Origin of the sequence: Pseudoalteromonas undina, assembly GCF_000238275.3 — a bacterium.
Lineage (GTDB): Bacteria > Pseudomonadota > Gammaproteobacteria > Enterobacterales > Alteromonadaceae > Pseudoalteromonas > Pseudoalteromonas undina.
In genome coordinates, this window is sequence record NZ_AHCF03000004.1 from 736,806 (window position 1) to 751,685 (window position 14,880).

14 protein-coding genes are annotated in these 14,880 nt (G+C 39.8%); 10 read left to right on the forward strand and 4 right to left on the reverse strand.

The window, feature by feature from the left end:
• Positions 1-28: 28 nt before the first annotated feature.
• The 5 genes from PUND_RS18200 to PUND_RS18220 all read left to right on the forward strand — a co-directional run bounded on the left by PUND_RS18200 (position 29) and on the right by PUND_RS18220 (position 9,512).
• Positions 29-1,357 (forward strand): tetratricopeptide repeat protein, encoded by a 1,329-nt coding sequence (locus PUND_RS18200; protein ID WP_010388833.1) that lies wholly within the window; start codon positions 29-31, stop codon positions 1,355-1,357.
• Between the two features lie 314 nt (positions 1,358-1,671).
• The gene (locus PUND_RS18205; RefSeq protein ID WP_010388832.1) at positions 1,672-3,279 is read left to right on the forward strand and encodes a hypothetical protein; all 1,608 of its coding nucleotides are present in this window, start codon (positions 1,672-1,674) and stop codon (positions 3,277-3,279) included.
• Positions 3,280-3,351: 72 nt separating this feature from the next.
• Complete coding sequence (locus PUND_RS18210) at positions 3,352-6,075, forward strand: TonB-dependent receptor domain-containing protein (protein ID WP_010388831.1); 2,724 nt, start codon at positions 3,352-3,354, stop codon at positions 6,073-6,075.
• 202 nt (positions 6,076-6,277) lie between these two features.
• Positions 6,278-7,417: an aspartate-semialdehyde dehydrogenase gene (asd, locus tag PUND_RS18215; RefSeq protein WP_041709250.1), complete on the forward strand. Its 1,140-nt coding sequence runs from the start codon at positions 6,278-6,280 to the stop codon at positions 7,415-7,417.
• Positions 7,418-7,553: 136 nt separating this feature from the next.
• On the forward strand, positions 7,554-9,512 hold the full coding sequence (locus tag PUND_RS18220) for a methyl-accepting chemotaxis protein (protein ID WP_010388828.1): 1,959 nt from the start codon (positions 7,554-7,556) through the stop codon (positions 9,510-9,512).
• Positions 9,513-9,549: 37 nt separating this feature from the next.
• Here the strand turns inward: PUND_RS18220 and PUND_RS18225 are convergent, their stop codons facing one another.
• Entirely contained in the window at positions 9,550-10,353 is an 804-nt protein-coding gene (locus PUND_RS18225; protein ID WP_010388826.1) for an ion transporter, read from the reverse strand.
• A gap of 100 nt (positions 10,354-10,453) precedes the next feature.
• On the opposite strand from PUND_RS18225, the gene PUND_RS18230 reads away from it, so the two are divergent.
• From PUND_RS18230 to PUND_RS18250, 5 genes are all read left to right on the forward strand, one after another.
• The gene (locus PUND_RS18230; protein ID WP_010388825.1) at positions 10,454-10,660 is read left to right on the forward strand and encodes a hypothetical protein; all 207 of its coding nucleotides are present in this window, start codon (positions 10,454-10,456) and stop codon (positions 10,658-10,660) included.
• A gap of 6 nt (positions 10,661-10,666) precedes the next feature.
• A complete protein-coding gene (locus tag PUND_RS18235; RefSeq protein ID WP_010388824.1) occupies positions 10,667-10,954 on the forward strand; it encodes a hypothetical protein in 288 nt (95 codons plus the stop codon).
• Positions 10,955-11,091: 137 nt separating this feature from the next.
• On the forward strand, positions 11,092-11,286 hold the full coding sequence (locus PUND_RS18240) for a YwbE family protein (RefSeq protein WP_008468098.1): 195 nt from the start codon (positions 11,092-11,094) through the stop codon (positions 11,284-11,286).
• A complete protein-coding gene (locus PUND_RS18245) occupies positions 11,283-11,801 on the forward strand; it encodes a DUF4240 domain-containing protein (RefSeq protein ID WP_010388823.1) in 519 nt (172 codons plus the stop codon). The genes PUND_RS18240 and PUND_RS18245 overlap by 4 nt, the downstream gene beginning before the upstream one ends.
• A 444-nt stretch (positions 11,802-12,245) precedes the next feature.
• Positions 12,246-12,701 (forward strand): hypothetical protein, encoded by a 456-nt coding sequence (locus PUND_RS18250; protein WP_010388821.1) that lies wholly within the window; start codon positions 12,246-12,248, stop codon positions 12,699-12,701.
• Here PUND_RS18250 and PUND_RS18255 read toward each other — a convergent pair.
• The 3 genes from PUND_RS18255 to PUND_RS18265 form a co-directional block, all read right to left on the reverse strand.
• Entirely contained in the window at positions 12,698-13,954 is a 1,257-nt protein-coding gene (locus PUND_RS18255) for a Y-family DNA polymerase (RefSeq protein ID WP_010388820.1), read from the reverse strand. The genes PUND_RS18250 and PUND_RS18255 overlap by 4 nt on opposite strands.
• A complete protein-coding gene (gene umuD, locus PUND_RS18260) occupies positions 13,942-14,355 on the reverse strand; it encodes a translesion error-prone DNA polymerase V autoproteolytic subunit (RefSeq protein ID WP_010388819.1) in 414 nt (137 codons plus the stop codon). Before umuD ends, PUND_RS18255 begins: the two co-directional genes overlap by 13 nt.
• 81 nt (positions 14,356-14,436) lie before the next feature.
• Positions 14,437-14,856, reverse strand: a complete 420-nt coding sequence (locus PUND_RS18265; RefSeq protein ID WP_010388818.1) for a MarR family winged helix-turn-helix transcriptional regulator — start codon at positions 14,854-14,856, stop codon at positions 14,437-14,439.
• Positions 14,857-14,880 lie beyond the last annotated feature (24 nt).

A 14,880-nucleotide genomic window follows, 5' to 3' on the forward strand; every position in this document is an offset into this window, starting at 1 on the left:
GTAAGTAAAGAGTGAACGTGAGGCAATTATGAAATTAAAACTAACAACCAAGCTATTAAAGCTTAGCATGTTGTGCACTGTTGCAATCAGTGCCAGCGTTGTTACACCAAGTGCATTGAGTGTACTTCCGGGTGTAAATTTGGCGTCAGTACAGGCTGCTGAAAAGCAGAAAACAACACGAGTTCCCGCACTGCGTGAAAAGGTATACAGCCAATTAGCTCGCGCCCAAAAACTTGCGGATGATGGCGACAGTAAAGCAGGTTTAGACGCGCTTGACAGCATACAAACGCGCTCATCAAGTATGAACTCTTATGAAATTGCGATGATGCATAACTTTTATGGGTTTATTTATTACAATGAAAACGACCTAGTTAAAGCGATTGCCTCATTTGAAAAAGTGATTGCAGAAGATGGCATTCCAGAAACACTACGCCTGAGCACAACATTCAGCTTAGCGCAGCTTGCTATGGCTAACAGCGACTATGAAAAGGTTATCGCATTTTTAGATAAATGGGATGCCATTAATACAAAGCCTAAAACTGATGCATATTATTTATTAAGAGCGCAAACCTACTATCAATTAAAAGACTATGAGCAAGGCTTGAGTTACATTACCCAAGCCATTAACTTAAGTGATAGCGAAGGCAAAGTACCAAAAGAAAACTGGCTGGTACTGCAACGTGCTATGTATTACTCACTTAACCAAACGGATAAAGTAGTCAGCGTACTTGAGCGTATGGTAAAGCTATACAACAAACCTGAGTATTGGGTGCAATTAGCCGGTATGTACGGTGAAACTGGGCAAGAAAAACAGCAGCTTAGTGTTTTAGAAGCGGCTTACCAGCAAGGATTTTTAACCTCTAAATCTGACCTAAGACAGCTTGCACAGGTATATTTATATAATCAGCTTGCTTACAAAGCCGCCAGTGTAATGAGTAAGGCAATAGAGCAGGGCATTGCTGAACCAACAGCTAAAAATTATGCCTTTGTAGCCGAGGCCATGGTACAAGCTAAAGAAGATGCTAAGTCGATTAGTTACTTTACCAAAGCTGCAGAGCGCTCAGAGCATGGTAAATACGATCAGCGCTTGGCTGAAGTGTATGTAAATACAGAGCAGTATGACGAAGCTGCCGATGCAGCGCGAATGGCGCTGGATAAAGGCGGCCTTGATTTTGAATCAAATGCGTTTGTTGCTTTGGGAATGGCACAATACAATTTACAAAATTTTGATGCATCTATCCTTGCGTTTGAACAAGCTGAAAAGCACAAAAAGTCGCAACGTTTAGCCCAGCAATGGATCAAATATGTAAAACGCGAAAAAGTGCATGCGCAAACATTAAAAACAGCACTGCTTTAATTTTTATAGTGCGATTATTAGTTCTTAATTGACGCACTAAAAACCATTTCATAATTGCACTACTCAAACCACACTAACATTTAGTTTGTGTGGTTTTTTTGCTTGCCTTTTTAAAGCAACTAATTGATTTTTAATTAATTAACATTGTCATTTTATGTTTATTAAAGTGTAACTTCACTGTCATAACACTCCCGTATTGTACTTCGTATTCGATAACTCAAGTGACATTAATGCATGAGTATCGTGCCTTAAAGTGACTTAAGTTATTACTTAAAGCGCTAACACAATAATTAAATACTTTTACGGAGTGAACAATGAAATTATCTGGCTTATTCAAAATCAGCTTAGTGGCTACAGCAATGACACTTGCTGGTTGTGGTGGTGGAGATATTAACGTTACACCTACGACAGTTGATAACAGTGTAGACAATTCAGTGACTAACCCAGGTGGTGATAATGGTGGCGATACATTAAGTTGCGCCACATACACATTAGATGGAGCTACATTTACAGGTGAAGCAGAAGGCGTAAACTGTTTATACAGCCAAGCATTTGCAAGTAATGCAAAAGAAATTACTAGCTCTTTTGTTATCCCTGCGCTAGATGATGGCGGTGCCCATGTATTTGAAGGTGCTTTATTTATAGGTGACGATGTAGACACATCTACAGGCGCTACTATTGATGTTAATGGCCCAACATTGTCTATTGAAGCAGGCGCTACCATTGCGTTTACCAAGCCTGAGAGTTTTATTCGTATTGCTCGCGGTGCAAATATTGAAGCAATTGGTGAAGTAGATAAGCCAATTATTTTCACAAGTATTAAAGAAGTTGATGGTGATGATTCAACAACCGCTCAAATTGGTGATTGGGGTGGCGTTCAGGTAAATGGACGTGGCCATTCTATTCGTTGTACAGCGACTGCTGCGGCACAAGATATGTGTAATCACTCAGCTGAAGGTATTGTATCTTATTACGGTGGTAATGACCCGCAAGATAGTAGCGGTATATTAAAGCACATTGTTATTAAGTATGCAGGATTTGGCGTTGAAGGTGATGAGCTAAATGGTTTAACACTAAATGCTGTTGGCTCAGGCACAACCATTGATTATGTTCATGTACATAATGGTTTTGATGATGGTATAGAGCTCTTTGGTGGTAGCGTTAACCTTAAACACATCGTTGTTACTGATACAGGCGATGATGGTATTGACTGGGATGAGGGTTGGAAAGGTTACGGACAGTACATTCTTGTACGTTCAAATGAATATGGAAATCATGGATTTGAAACAGATGGCGCAAAAGTAGATCCATTATCTGCAGACGCACAAGATTTAGTAACGACTGTTTCTAACCCAACTATTGCTAATGCAACCGTTGTTACTACTGGTGATCAAGGTGCTGAAGGGCGTCGTACTGGTGCCGGTATGGAAATGAAAGAATGGGGTAAAGCGCAATTAGCTAATATGTTGTTTGTAAACTCATCATCTGTAGATGGTGCTGGCTGTTTTGATTTATATAATGAAAAAGATAAATCAGGAGATGCCGGTGTGCATGCCAATGCAAACAACGGTGATATTGCATTTGTGAGTTCAATATTTGCGTGTGGTAAGAATTTTGAAGACGTAAACACTCCTTTAACAGGTGCGTTAGCAGGTTTTGATATCAATACCTGGTTTACTGGTGGCGAAAATAATCAGCTGATTGGTTTTGCTGATTTTGCAAATGTACTTGGTGCTGATGGTGTTTCAACTGCAGCAACTATTACAGATTCACAAGGTACTGCGGTAGCTACAACGGCGAAAGACATGAGTGAAGTTGACTCTTTCTTTACTAACGCAGGTTATATTGGTGCACTTAAAGAAGGTGAATCAAGTGAATGGGCTGATTTTGTAGCCGCATCTTTACAACGCGCTAGTAATTAATCTAGACCGGCTCTAATTATAAGGCGCTATGGCGCCTTTTTTAAGGGAATTTTAGGTTTAGAGGATATAAATATGAAACATCAAAAGCAGTTTAAAACTAATCTAATAACGTTATCTCTGCTCTCCCTTTTTTCTTCATTTAATTCTTTCGCTGAACAGGCACAAGAAATAATCAATGAAGAAGCGATAGAAGAAGTTGTTGCAACAGGTACACGCCTTAAAGGCAGTGCTAGTGCCGTAATTGATGAACGTAAAAATCAGGCATTTGTTGCTGATATAATGGGTTCAGAGCAAATATCTAGAACGGGTGATAGCGATGCCGCTTCAGCACTTCGCCGTGTTACAGGCTTATCTTTAGTTAACGATAAGTTTATTTATGTACGCGGTTTAGGTGAGCGTTACTCAAGCGTGCGTTTAAATGGCGCAGTTGTTCCAAGCCCAGATCTGACCAGAAATGTAATACCACTTGATATTTTCCCATCAAGTATTATTGAGTCTTTAGCTGTTCAAAAAGCCTATTCACCTAATATGCCTGCGGCTTTTGGTGGTGGTGACGTTAATATCAGGACGAAAAGCATTCCAAGTGATACTTTATTTAAAGTTGAGATTGGTGCTAGCTATAAAGATACAAACGATGAAGGCTATACATACAATGGCGGCAGTGATGATTGGTTAGGTAAAGACGATGGTACACGCGCCTTACCAGGAGCCGTTAAAACGGCGCTAAATACCTATATCAATGGCTTGTCTGATATCTCATACAGAAATATAAGAGATGTGGAGTCAAGACGTCAGGGGGCTGATATTGGTCAAGCAGCTGCAATAGACTTAAATAAAAGTTTATCAAAAGCACTACCAAGAGATTTTGGCTTAGAAAAAGAAAGCTTAAACCCTGATGCAGGCATTAAGGCTGTTTATGGCGACCGATTTGATAACTTATTTGGCCTAGACGGATCTTTTGGTTTCTTAGCATCAGTTGCTTATGAAAATGAATGGTCTAATGCAGAGAAGTTTAGCGCAGTACTTTCTTCTGTTGACGCATCTGAATCTGAATGTTCAAAAGATGACTTTACTTGTTACTCTGCCACAGAGAAAGAAGTATCAACAAAGCATAATATAAAATTAAATAGCTCTCTAAATTTAGGTTATAAAATTGGCGGCCATGATTTAACAGCCACCTATATGATGCTACGGGATACTGAAGATGAAGCTTCTGTTGCGCTTTATCAAGAGCCTTCAAAGTCATTAAGCATTGATGCTGGGCAATTACAGCGAAGCCACCTAACCTCTTTTGAGGAACGTGAACTTGAAATACTTCAACTTCGTGGAATGCACAATTTAGAGTGGAGTTTTCTTGAAGGTGTTGGTGTAGATTGGCAATACACTGATTCAACAGCGACGACGAGTATACCTGGCGAGCTTGAAGTAACGGTGCGTGATGAGTACGCCGATGGCGAATATCAACGTACTTTTTATAATGGCAGTTTAGGTGGCAATCCTTATTTGTATCGATTTGTTGAGCTAGAAGACGATGTAGAAAACTGGGGCGTTAATGTTAACAAAGTTTTTTACTTTGATAACGCCGAAGTTGAAATCGCGGGCGGCGGCTATTTTGTTGAAAAAACGCGTGATTACCGCACAGACTTTTTTAACTATCGCTTCAGCCAAACACAGTCTTTAGACTTAGCACAAAGTGAAGAAGAAGCACTGTCAATTGGTAGCTTCTTTGCTAATGATGCTGTGATCGATTCAACGGATGTAGAGTTATTGTTTCAAGAACCTACAGCCGATGATTACCTAGCAGCGCAAATGATTGATGCTTATTACGGCTCTTTTGATATCACTTTTGCTCAAGATTGGCGTTTAAGTGGTGGTGTGCGTTACGAGGACTTCCGCCAAGTTGCTCTCGCTTTTTCTCGCTCAGCATTCGATCCTGCTTTATTGGCAGATAAATTAAGTGCAGATGCGATAAAACAAGCAAGTGTGATGGAAGATGAGTATTTTACTTCATTATCTATGACATATAGTCAGCAGTCGTACCAAGTTCGTTTTGGCTATGGCAGCACGGTTGTTCGTCCTGATTTGCGTGAGCTAAGCCCTGTTCAATTCCAAGATCCGTTGACTGGTTATCGAACGCTTGGTAATCCATTTTTAGAATCTAGTTACCTAGATAACTTTGATGCACGTATCGAATTTTATATGGACAATGGTGATAACTACTCAGTTGGCGCATTCTATAAAGATATAGATAACCCAATCGAAGCATTATTAACCGAAAGTGACGGTCGTTTTACTCTGCAGTTTGATAATGCAGATACAGCTTATGTTTACGGTATAGAAGCTGAATGGTTAACTGAGTTGCATAGTGATTTACTAGGAGGTGCTTTTTTTACTTCTGGTAATTTAACGGTTAGTGATTCAGAAGTTGAAATTGCAGAAGAACAGCGCGCCGACCTTACAAATCTAAAGCGACGTATGACTGGCCACTCAAAGTATGTTGCCAACCTACAATTGAATTACGATTCGCATGATGGCATGCATCAAGCTTCATTTATTTATAACGTATTTGGTGACCGTATTTTAGCTGCGGGTGTTAACAACTTTGATGACGCTTACGAACAACCTTTAAACTCGTTAGACATGGTTTATAGTTACTACCCAACGTTTAATACCACATTAACACTTAAAGTGAAGAATATGTTGGGACAAAACTTTGAAGTAGAACAAAATGATGTGTTAATTCGTTCTCAAGAAACGCCTAGAGAACTGAGCGTCAGCTTTAGCTACGAGTTTTAAGTAAAAGCCCAAGGATAGGATTTATAACAACGCCTAACTACTTATTAGCCCTGTATTTTGTACAGGGCTTTTTTATGTGTATGAAAAATATTTAAGTTACAGTTTATTGACTAGTTTTAGTGTGCTGGTGGTGTTAGCTTAAGGCTGTAAAAATTAAATCTCACGCAATGAATTTTTAATTTTTAATGTATAGGCTCCTTTTATGAATCAAACAGTGGAACAAATAATGAAAAAAGTAGGATTAGTCGGATGGCGCGGCATGGTAGGCTCAGTATTACTAGAGCGAATGAAACAACAACATGATTTTGCACATATCGACACCACCTTTTTCACCACCTCACAAGCAGGTCAGCTTGGCCCTGAGTTAGCAGGTCCAGCTAAACCGCTTTTAGATGCTAGTGATATTTCTGAACTTGCAAAAATGGACATTATTGTGACCTGTCAGGGTGGCGATTATACCAATGCGGTGTACCCCAAATTACGTGAATCGGGTTGGGATGGCTATTGGATAGATGCAGCCTCTGCGCTGCGTATGAGCGACGACAGTATTATCGTACTTGACCCTGTTAACAAAGATGTCATTGAACAAGGGCTTGAGCAAGGCGTTAAAACCTTTGTAGGTGGTAACTGCACTGTTTCACTTATGCTACTAGCACTGGGCGGTTTATTTGAGCACGACCTAATTGAATGGGTAAGCCCAATGACTTACCAAGCTGCGTCGGGCGCCGGTGCGCGAAATATGAAAGAGCTTATTGCCCAAATGGGGGCTATTCATGCAAGTGTCGCACAGCAATTAGATAATCCAAGTTCAGCTATTTTAGAAATTGATAAAATAGTCAGCGAAAAAATGGCATCGAGTGATTTGCCACAAGACCAATTTGGTGTGCCACTGGCAGGTAGCTTAATCCCATGGATTGATGTGCCTATGCCAAGCGGTCAATCAAAAGAAGAATGGAAAGCGCAAGTAGAAGCCAACAAAATTTTAGGCTCATCTAAACAGCCTGTGCCTATAGATGGTTTATGTGTACGTATTGGTGCAATGCGCTGTCATAGCCAAGCGATGACCATTAAACTACGTGAAGATATTAGTGTAGAAAAAATAGAAGAAATTTTAGCCTCGCACAATGAGTGGGTTAAAGTTATTCCTAATCAGCGCGACATTACCAGTACCGACTTAACTCCAGTTAAAGTAACCGGTACGCTGAGTATTCCTGTTGGCCGTATTCGTAAACTCGCTATGGGGCCAAAATACATTAGCGCCTTTACCGTGGGCGATCAGCTTTTATGGGGTGCAGCGGAGCCACTTCGCCGGATGTTACGAATTATTGTAGACGGTGAGTAATTTTCTAGTTCATCAAGTTAAAGGGTTAGCTAATTGCTAACCTTTTTATTGCCTCTTCGAAACATTCTCATATTATTTCTTGCTCAACCCCCTTAGCCACACTATATTCTTAAGAGTGTTTTTAGAGGTTAACTTCATGAATATATCAAAAAAATTAAAGCTCTCCTTTGCATCTGCAATTGCCTTGCCGTTATTAATTATAGCTGCTTTAGTTATTTCCCAAACCAGAGAGCAAGCACTTGATAATTTTTCTCAGTTAAGTGAACGTGAAGCCCGCCAAGTTGATAATGCAATTACTATGTTTTTTGCTGAAATTGCTAAAAATGTGGACTACTTAGCCTCCCACCAAACGATTAAAAATGCCCGTGAAAACATAAAAACGCATATGAATGTTGGCACTAAGGTAATGCTTGATCACCCTAACCAAAGTCCTACGGAGCAAGCTGCTTACAGTTTATTTAATCATTTTGGTGAGACTCACCCTGGGCTTGCTTATATTTACATGGGGAATGAACAAGGTGGTTATATTCAATGGCCAATGGGAAACGTAAACGCCAATTATGATCCTCGTCAGCGCCCATGGTACAAAACAGCCAAACAAGCGAACGGTAAAACAACCCGTACTAATGCGTATTACTGGGCTGCTGATGATTTAGTGATTGTGTCCACGGTTAAAGCTATTATTGATAACGGTGAATTAATTGGTGCTCAAGGGATGGATGTTTCATTGGGCGGGCTTACCGATATTATTGCCGATATTAAATTAGGCGAAACAGGTTACTTAATGTTGATTGAAGACAGCGGCAGTGTGCTGGTGGATGTGAAACACCCAGATTACCGATTCAAAAACCTAGCAGATATTGAGGGGGCTAAATACGCCGATTTAGCTAAAAATAGCAAAGGCCTGTTTGATGTAGATATTGATGGAAAACAGTATATGGCCAATATTTATACGTCTCCCATTTTAGGTTGGAAGTTTATTGGGGTGGTAGAAAAGTCTGAGGTAATGAGTGCGGCCAATGCGATGGCGTACACCATTTTAATTATTAGCGCGATATTAATTGCCGTATTTGTTGCGATAGCGAGTTATATTTCTAAACTTATTTCTGCTCCAATTGTTGAGGTGAGCGATGGTTTAACTGAAATATCGCAAGGCGGCGGTGATTTAACCCAGCGCTTAACAATAAAAACCAAAGATGAAACCGCTAAACTAGCCACCAGCTTTAACTTATTTTTAAATTTAATCAGTGAGCTGGTGAAGCAAATCAATGAATGCGCACAAAATGTTAGTAAAACCTCATCGCAAACATCATCACAAGCAGCTCAACTAACAAGCTCTACTAGCCAACAACAACAAGCTTTAGAAATGGCGGCAACGGCTATTAATGAAATGGCTGCCACTGCTAATGAAGTGTCGAGTAGTTGTGCGAATGCGGCCGATTTAGCGGTTCAAACACAACAAGCATCAGATTTAGGGCAATCGGTTATTACTCAAACCGTAGAAAGTGTGGTGCAGCTCTGTGATGTAATAAATAATGCCTCAGCAGACATTACTCAACTCGATACTGAAAGTGAAAATATTATGTCGATTTTGAGTGTTATTCGTGGCATTTCAGAGCAAACCAATTTATTAGCATTGAATGCTGCAATTGAAGCTGCGCGAGCTGGTGAGCATGGGCGTGGTTTTGCAGTGGTTGCTGATGAAGTTCGTGCGTTATCGCAACGTACTGCAGAGTCGACCGAAGAAGTAGCATCGCAGCTTGATAAGTTACGCACGATGTCTTCTAAAGTCTCTAAAGACATGGAACGCAGCATAGAAACCACCAATAGAACTGTAGAACTTGCGCATTCTGCGCAACAACAGTTTAGTGAGATCACGGCATCTATTGTTAATATTAGTGATTTAAATACGCAAATAGCCACCGCTGCTGAAGAGCAGCAACACGTCGCTGAAGACATCAATCGAAATGTGACAGAAATTAAAAACTCGGCTGATGAGGTGAGTGATATTGCTGTTAGCACCAGTGAGAATGGCAATGAAATGAGTCGTCTTTCATCGATATTAACTGATTTAGTAGGTAAGTTTAAAGTATAAACAATAGGGCAAGTGCATACTTGCCCTATTCAATCTGCTACTTATTTTTGAGTAATTGTTTTAACTCTGCCAGTTGCGCCTTCAATTCGTTTACTTGGCCTTGGGTTGCGGGCAGTGAGTCTGTATCGGCTTGCTCTTCTCGTGCATTGCGATGCTCTTCACTCATTACTTCTAAAATAGCCCCCACCATCATATTTAAGAATACAAATGCAGTTAAAAAGATAAAGGTTAAGTAAAAAATCCAACTTAATTTGTATACCGCCATGGTTTCGTACATCACGTCGGTCCAATCTTCGAAGGTGGCGATTCTAAACAAGGTAAGCATAGAAATAGAGACATCGCCCCACAGTACTGGGTTTATTTCAGCAAACAACATGCTACCTGTGGCAGCATAAATATAAAAAATCACAAACATTAGCAGCGCGATATAGCCCATTTGCGGGATGGCTTTTATTAGTGAGTTCACTAATAAGCGCAGCTCTGGGATCATAGACACTAAACGTAGTACGCGGAAAATGCGTAGTAGTCGAGCAATAAAAATAGTCGAGCCTGCCGCAGGGTATAAACTACCTATCACTATAATGAAGTCAAATATGTTCCAGCCCTTGGAGAAAAAATCTTTGATCCCTTTACTGGCAATATAACGAATAACCAATTCGATCAAGAAAAACACTGTGATGCCTATATCCATCCAATGTAGAAATAGCTCAGCAGTAGGGTGTAATGAATAGGTATGTGCACCCACGGTCAGTGCAGAAACCACAATAACTGCAATAACAAATGATTGAAATAATTTACTTTTATCGATACGCTGGAACAGCTCTTGTAACTGCGACAACATCATAACGTGCCCTTAACGGTTATAAATATAAAACCAGTGCAATATACAGCAAAAGTAACGAAAATTAGTAGTTTTCCGGTGAAAATATAAGGAATTTTGAATGTTAAATAATAACTTAAAGTATCTACTTTCGTTATCTGTAATCGTAGTGTTAGCAGGGTGTAGCAGCGATAGCCGCTATCATGAAATTCAATCAGCCCGATTAGGTGAGTGCAGTCATATGGCCGACAAGGAATACCATGAATGTGTTAAACAACAACAAGACAGCTACAAAGAATTTAAAAAACAACAAATCGCCGAGCAGTAATAAACCATGACCAAAACCCAAAAGCAGCTAGATAAACGTATTCGTCAACAATTAACAATTGCTTGCGAGCAAATAAAAGATAACGTTGAGGGCTTTAGCTTTCTTACTCACTCGGTTGATTTAAACAATTTACCTTCTAAGTTTACTGTAAGTTGTCATTTTATTGATGATATTGCACTAGAGCAGGCTAAACAAAATAACCAGCTAGATTACATTGTGCAGCTTATTTGTAATGCATTAGCTAGTTTAAATATTCATATAAAAAACAATGCTATTTCATTTCTTAAGCAGTAAAAATCGGTACTGTGTTTTTGTTTAATTATCTCTCATTTTAAGCTGTATTTGGCATTTATGGTCTTAGTAAAAGCTTTAATATGGAGAGATTCTATTAAGCAGGCTATAATCGCAAAAAATTGTAATAGAGATTAAATATGGCCGTTCCAACACGCTCGCAAATAACGCCAGGCACAGAGGTTAATATTGTGCTTAAACAAGATCAACGCAGTGGTACTTTAACCAATGGTATTGTGTCGCGTTTATTGACCAAGTCACCTAATCACCCGCACGGAATAAAAGTACAATTAGAAGACGGCCAAGTGGGTCGGGTAAAAGAGATCATTGCATGAGTGAGTTAACCTTAACTGATTTTTGGCGACTGGTTACAGTGGAAGATAAAACCGCAGAGCCTGACTCAGTCTGCCAATCGCTTAAGTCGACACTGAGTGACTTATCAGATGAGCAATTAATTGAATTTGATAAGCAGTTTAGTATTTGTATGCGTCAAAGTTATACCTGGGATTTATTTGGTGCCGCGTTTGTTATGGCGGGCTGTAATGATGAATATGGTTTTTCAGAATTTCGTTGTTGGTTAATTTCTCGTGGTGAAGCCGTATTTAAAGCTGCACTAGAAAACCCAGATAGCCTCGCTCAGTGCACGCCGCTTTATTTTTTAAACGAGCAACCTTATCCGTATTTAGATGAGTATGACCTAATTGCAGGTTTGTTATATGAAGAGCGTAACGACGATGAGTTACCCTTTATCCCATCAGGGCTTGACCAACCTAAAGGTAAGCGCTTTAAAGACAAACCTAAGTTTTTAAAACAAAATTACCCGCAATTATTTGCTAAGTATTGGCAATAACTCAGCTTGTTATTAATGCATTACTTAATTAACCTGAACTCCGGATAATAAATCCATCTCAAGCAGCTATTTTCAGCGCTAACTGCGTTGAATTTACTTGCAATAGGCTAGCTATTGACGCGTAATTTCGCCTTATTTTCACTAAAAATTTCTAGCTAGAGAAAAGTAGGTAAAAATATTTTTTGATTCAACATGTTAGTAAATCTCTTAACCAGAGTTCAGGTTAATCACAAGTAATGCATTTTCTTCCCCCTTTATGTAATAAAGCTTACGTCTAGTTTAATCTTATTTGTTGTTAGCTACGTATTTTAATTTAGTTTTTGCGCAGCTGCTCATAGTAATACGACTTCGCATCTTTTATAGTAAATCTCTGTTATAGTTAGAAATAGCTAAGGCATTGTCACATTGCTTGATCATGGTTGATACACGAGGATAGAGCTTATAATGAAATGTTTCACACTGGTTTTACTTACCATAAGCCTTTTTAGCTGTTATGCAGTGGCAGGCCCAAGTAATAAAACTCGCTTTATTCCACTATTAAAAACTAAGCTAGGTAATTACGAAGTTACCTCAAGTAACTCGGGTTTATGCACTAATAGTCGATTGCAATTTAATAACCCTGAAGATCCTGAGCAAGGTTTTAGCTTAGGTAAAGAGATCTTGTTTAACTCATTACACAATGGCACTCGTACTATTCAAAAGCCTAATTATTGTTTTATTACCAGCTCACTTAAATACAAAACTAATGGCCTCGAAAATGGTTTACGTATGAGCCGATGTGATAATCCAATTCACGAAAGAACCATTAAACAAACTATTACTTTTTTAACCGATAACACCCTTAAATACACCTTAGATAACCCAAGTGTAGAATGCGAATTTATTAAAGTTGCTGACTAACACTGTATTTTAGGAATATCGCGCCAACGTGTTGTGTATTGCGGCGATAAAAAAGCTCTATTCATATGCCAGCGTTCATTTAGTTGGCTGCTTGCTACGCTAAGCATTCCTTTCCCAAAGCGATGATTTATCGCATCTAGGCAGCCCATTAACTGCGGGTTATCGGTTTGTTTCTCAAATAAAGTATGTTGTTGAAACTGCTGTGGGCTAAGCTCTAATGCACCCACTCCGCATTTATAAAAACGAATACCCGGTTGATATATCTGCTCAAAACTCTTTGATACTGCACTTGCTATAACACGGGTATCGTTAGTGGGCGGATCAAATTGATGCATAGCTGACTTTTTATAAAAGGCTTGCTCATGTGACGAGCTGGCAGCAAAAATATAAATACGATGAGTTAGCGACTGTTGCGCTCTTAATTTTTGTGCAACTACACTGGCATGATTTATTAATGCGGTTCTCACTGCATCAGGGTCGCTAAGGCGCTGGCCAAAACTACGCGTTGAAAAAATAGCTTGTTTGTCTTGGCGCACATCATCCCAGTTTAAACAGGTAATGCCATTGAGCTCCTTAATTGTACGCTCAAGCACTACGCTAAATTGACGACGAATTGTTCTTGGACTTTGCTCAGCCAGCTGCCATGCGGTATTAATATTCATTAGCGCCAGCTTCTTAGCTATACGTTTGCCCACTCCCCATACATCCTGGCAGTGCATTTGCTGTAAAATAGCTTGTCGGCTTGCTTCATCATCAATCACGGCAACCCCATTAAAGCCAGCTAGTTTTTTAGCAGCATGATTCGCGGCTTTGGCTAAGGTCGGTGTTGGCCCAAAGCCAACCCCAACAGGGAGTTTGGTTTCGCGCCATACAGTACGTCTAATTAGCTGTCCGTAGTGGTGCCAATCGGTAATTAATGGCTGATAGCCTTTAAAGTGCAAAAATGATTCGTCAATACTGTAAATATGCTGGGTATCACAAAAGCGAGCAATAACGTTCATCATTCTATCGCTTAAATTAGCGTATAGTTCGTAGTTAGATGAGCGCACCACCACCTGATGTTTTGCTAATAATTGCTTAACTTTAAAGTAGGGGCCAAATTTAGGAATATTAAGCTTACGGGCAATAGGGCATACCGCACATACGCAGCCATCGTTATTGGTAAGCACCACTACTGGTTTTGAACGAATTGCGGGGTCAAATACCTTTTCAGCACTGGCATAAAAAGCAACCGCATCAACTAAGGCATACATGAAAGTATCTCAGGGCTTTGCCGATGTAACCTAATTGAGCGAGTTACCACGCCTTCAAGCTGAAATTCATCAGATTCGGTTAATTGCACGGGTTTATAAGCAGCAGAAGCCGAGAGCAGTCGCGCATTGGTTTTATCTAGCAACTTACATACAAATAAACCATTTAAGTTCGCCACGATAACATCGCCATCTTTAGGTATCTCAGCACGGTCAACTAACAGTAAGTCGCCCTCAAAAATACCAATTTCTTGCATAGAGCACCCTGAGGCAACGCCAATAAATGTAGCATCTGGGTGTTTTATTAATAGCTCATCGAGTGATATCCCTAACTCACTATACTGCGCTGCAGGCGATTCAAACCCGCAAACACCGGCCTCTATATAAATGGGAATAACAAACATAACACAACCTAAAACGCACTTACTGTATAAGTGTACAGTATATGCGTTTTGTATCAGTTATGCCAAGTAATGAATGGCAGATCAATCCATGTTTTTGATCATTTGTTGGGCAGTATGTAAAAAGTCATTGATTTGCTGTGGGTTTAAGTTTTTACACATTTGCGCATTTACTTGCTGCTCGGCGGCTAATAGCTTGTTATAAAGCGTGCGACCTTCAGAGGTAAATGACAAAATAAAACAGCGCTTGTCGTGCTCACTGGCATCTTTGTTAATTAACTTTAATGCGATTAGCTCTTTCACTAAGCGTGCTATTTGGGCCTTGTCGCGCTGGGTCTGATTAACAATATCGTTAGCAGTGCACTGAGTTGTTGTTGCAATAATATGCAGGCAACGTACGTGCATTGCGTTTAAGCCAAGCTCGCCCGCATTAATAGCTTCGCGTATGGTAACGCGATAATTTTGCATTAAAGCAAATAATGTATTGGCTAATGAGATATGCATAGGGAATCCATAATGGTTGACAAA